General features: G+C 61.4%; 5 protein-coding genes. 3 read left to right on the top strand and 2 right to left on the bottom strand.

What is annotated here, in order from left to right:
• A partial coding sequence (locus F784_RS26935) for a hypothetical protein (RefSeq protein WP_211211929.1) occupies positions 1–244 on the bottom strand: 244 nt, incomplete at its 3' end.
• A 289-nt stretch (positions 245–533) separates the two neighbouring features.
• Here F784_RS26935 and F784_RS0121890 point away from each other — a divergent pair.
• Together F784_RS0121890 and F784_RS0121895 are read left to right on the top strand one after the other, a co-directional pair.
• Positions 534–1,427 (top strand): hypothetical protein, encoded by an 894-nt coding sequence (locus tag F784_RS0121890; RefSeq protein WP_019588837.1) that lies wholly within the window; start codon positions 534–536, stop codon positions 1,425–1,427.
• A 758-nt stretch (positions 1,428–2,185) separates the two neighbouring features.
• Positions 2,186–2,479: a hypothetical protein gene (locus F784_RS0121895; protein ID WP_157465447.1), complete on the top strand. Its 294-nt coding sequence runs from the start codon at positions 2,186–2,188 to the stop codon at positions 2,477–2,479.
• A gap of 508 nt (positions 2,480–2,987) precedes the next feature.
• Here the strand turns inward: F784_RS0121895 and F784_RS0121900 are convergent.
• Positions 2,988–3,209, bottom strand: a complete 222-nt coding sequence (locus F784_RS0121900) for a hypothetical protein (protein WP_019588839.1) — start codon at positions 3,207–3,209, stop codon at positions 2,988–2,990.
• Positions 3,210–3,555: 346 nt separating this feature from the next.
• Between F784_RS0121900 and F784_RS26510 the strand changes: the two genes are divergently transcribed.
• Positions 3,556–3,805 (top strand): hypothetical protein (locus tag F784_RS26510; protein ID WP_211211930.1); only part of this gene is annotated, 250 nt, incomplete at its 3' end.

Below are 3,805 nucleotides of genomic sequence, written 5' to 3' on the forward strand. Positions count from 1 at the left end.
CCAGCCATCTTCCCGCCTCAAAAAATATAAATGGGTTGTCTTCGACAGGTAGACGCTTCAAAACCTCAGAAACAACCCTCCTCTCTGGATTTCTTCCATCAATGCAGAAACTTATTTTCAGGTGTGGGTCCTCAGGATCCCAAAACTCTCCTTGGGAGAAGTTCCACCAGAAAGGACCCGACCCATAAATACTGGCCGTGACGGATATCATCTGTTTTTCGTGTGGTGCTTCTGTCTGGCTCACTGTCACACAGTTTAAAAGACTTGTTCGCTGGTGGAAGGGCAGATACCGCGCTGCCCAGTGGCGTGCAGCTGTGAGGCGTGGTACGGTCCAGACAAAAGAAAAACCGGGACGCGTACACGCCCCAGCCCTAGCAAGCTCAGTGTACGCGCCCTGGGGAAGGCATGTATACCCCTTGAACCCACAATCCCCTCGACTCGTTGAAGTCCTTGCCCGTGCCCGTGCTGCCGTTCTCGGTGGTGCGGGCCTTCCTGCTGTGCCGCCACCCGCTGTCCGGCCCACTGAGCCGCCCGTGCCGGTAGTGCGGGTGTCCACCCCTGCCGAGTCCGCGGTGGGGCCTTCGTGGGCCTCTTATGAGCCTGAGCCGGTCCTGGCCGAGCTGCGCCTGAGCCCCGGCGCCCGTCGTGTGTTCCTGGTCCTGCACCGGCTGGCCCTCGACGTGGCCCGGGAGCGGGCCTACCGGCTCCTGCCCGACTCGGTGACGTTCCACGTCCCGGCCCTCATGGTGGCGGGGCTAACCGGCTACACCGACCGACACCTCCGGCGGCTGGCTGGGGAGCTGGAGCAGGCCGGGGTGCTCGACGCGGGTGGTCACGCCTCCCGGGTGGGCCTGCGCTCGCTCTACGACGGCACGCTGTGGGCTGTGAAGGTCAAACCTGGGGACACTGCCCCTCGCTTGCGAGCGGAGGACTGGAAGCACGCATGGCGGCCCACATTCGCGGCTGATGTGGAGGGCAAGCGGGGCGCGGCCCGGGTCATGTCCGAACTACAAACCGCAGAGGCCAGTGAGGGGGAGCGATACAGGGCCGTCCTACGGGCTGCCGTTGCTCCTGACGCGGCTTTTACCCCCGTTGCATCCAGTTCGGACATGACCGGCGCTGAGGCTGAGCCGCGCACGGTGCGGGAGGTGATCTACCGCCTGGGCGAGCTGGCGCACGTCCACCCGTCACAGCGTCCGGGGCTGGTAGGGCGCATGGCGTCGGCTCTCGCTCACGCCCTGGGCGATCTGCACAGCCGTCGGTGGTACTGCTCGCTGATCTGGCAGGCCTGGGAGGACGAGGTGGAAGGTCGGCCCGGTCTGCAGGGACTCGCCGCACAGCTGTCGCGCCTCGCCGCTGATCTGGTGGAGTGGCCCGGTATACGGTCTCCGGGGGCGCTCCTGGCAACCCGACTGCGTTCGGTTTGATGCCATTCTGCACCACCCTGTCGGTTGAGCCTGCCAACTATTTCAGCGCTGTAATTCTCTACGGCTCCAACAGAATTGTCTCGCAACACACGGGTAATAGCCAATTCTATTTCTCACGTAAAAGTTCAGTAAGATATATCACCTTCCCAATCCAGAAAGGGGTCTTAGAAATATGTCTGATTTAGAGCCTCTGGAGATTGCCGGATTTGCCGTCGAACGTATGCCAATGGGCGACCATATCCTTGGAAAGGTAGTAATCAATAAAAAAATTACAGTTTTATTCCGTTTGAATGATCAGGGAGGCTTACCGGATTTACCCAGTGGAAAATGCATCGGGTGCCAGATTGGAGCAATAAGCCGTTGTGCGGACTTGGTTTGCCCCGATATAAAGGAATCGGACCCAGGGGCTTCATGCTATGACGCAATCAGAGAATGTATGAGATTGGCGTGCCGAGGGAGTTGTAAGGGTCAAAATTCAAGTGGTGGTTTTTTAGTTTTAGCCTAAAGGCCAAGAACTAATAAGGCGCAGTCCCATCGGGAGCATGACTATAAACACCCTCGCTTGCGCGTGGGTTAGCTCTCTGAACGGAATGAGTTACGCCCCATATTACACTGAGACCAGCTGGGCTCGCACGCTCTCGCCCTGGCGCTGCTTAAGCCAGCTGTCGGTCTGTGGGAGGGTGTCCGTAGCGTAACCCTGGCGCGGTCCTGGCGGCGCGGCTGCGAGCTGCCTGACCTCAGCCGTAGCCGTGTAACAGTTGGGTGCCAAGTTCGGCGGTACGTTGATGCGGACCATGCCTCTGAGGTTGATTGAGCCACTGGACAAGCTGCTGCACGATGTCTGGGAAGAGGCGAGTGCGAGAGCCACGGTGGACGGGGATGCGCTCATTGGCCTGTGGGAGCGCCTAGAGCAGATTCACGCTGAGATCGGCACGTGTAGTCGGGAGTTCCAGTGGAACCTTGATGAGCTCGGCCCTTGCTTACAAAAGCTGAAGGACCGCGCACATGCAGAGTTGGAGCGCGTGCGAGCCGGGGAACTGGACGTGGCCTGACCCGTTCGGCCTTATGCGGCGTCGAAGGTGACGGAGCGCGGAAAGAGCTTGAAAACCTGCCATGCACACGCGCTGGGTGGTTCAATTCCTGCGCGATCAGCCTCGAAAGTCTACCTGAATCTACCTGAAATGTGATGCGGAACACTTGTCGCGTGTGCGGGATTCGCCCGTATTCTTACGCGCAGACCCTGAGCGAGGACAGGTACGTTCGCACGCAAGGCAGGCACGGCACGCACAGAAGACCAGCTGGTTACGCTCGCTCACACGGCAGCGCGTAGCGCTCGGAGCGAGGACCGAGGATAGCGAAGCGACGCAGGTCCGAGCGACGCCACGCCGGGACAAGAGCGGAGTCAAACTCCCCGTGAGTCGCAAGCCGCAAGCGCCTTGCTCCGGCGAGGTTCGGCACGCACGGGCGCAGAGGCAGTCACCTTCGCACTCTCCCGGTGGTCGCGTGCTCGGTGAGGCTTCGCCCCGGTGAGCGTCTGGCGTGACCAGCTGTGACCGAGAGTTAGCCCAGGACGCGGCGGGAGGCGTAGCGCGGCCCGTATCGCCGTTGACCCGGCACCGGCTGGTCGAACACGCCCACATACTGCTGCCCCTTGAACGTGTCCACGAACAGGAAGCGGCCACGCTTGACCCACGTCCTGACCGTCTCGACGGGCAAGTGATAAAGCTCCGCGTACTCCCGCAGCGTCACCTGCCACGGTGACGGCATTCCTTGCGTGTTCATCGGTGTTCCTCCATGAAGAACCCCCACCTGTGAAGGCCGGGGGGTAGTTTTTGCCTGTGTTGAACGTGTGCGGGGGTTGGGAGCTGTTCACACAGGAAGGGTTTCTGGCTCCTGAGACATTTTACAAAATGGACCGTTACGCCCGATTTAACACTACGACACATTAGTGTGAACCTCTTTCAGATGGAAGAATCGGGCGTTACGACCGATCAGGTAACCTGAGCCCATGCCAGTGAATCCCCGCAGTCTGGAGAACTTACGCCCCATGCCCCGCCTTGGGTCGGGTGTAACGTCCGAGGTCCATCGGGTACGTGCTGGGGCCGAGGTTCAAGCATGGTTCCGCGCCATGACCGCCGAGGAACGCGGGGAGCTGCTGGCACAGGTGATGACCTGGCAGGACCGGAGCCGCCCGGCTGTCCTGACAGCCCACAGCGGGCCAGCGGGAGCCGGTGTGGGTCAAGGTGCCCCCTCGACGGCAGAGGACCATCCCCGGCCAGCACAGAGGCAAGCAGAGGGCCTGCGCCCCTCTGGAGAGGTGCCGCAGGGATTGAGCGCCTACGCGCGGGCGGTGCTCGCCGATCTCGACCGGGGCGGGG

It is taken from the genome of Deinococcus apachensis DSM 19763 (assembly GCF_000381345.1).
Lineage (GTDB): Bacteria > Deinococcota > Deinococci > Deinococcales > Deinococcaceae > Deinococcus > Deinococcus apachensis.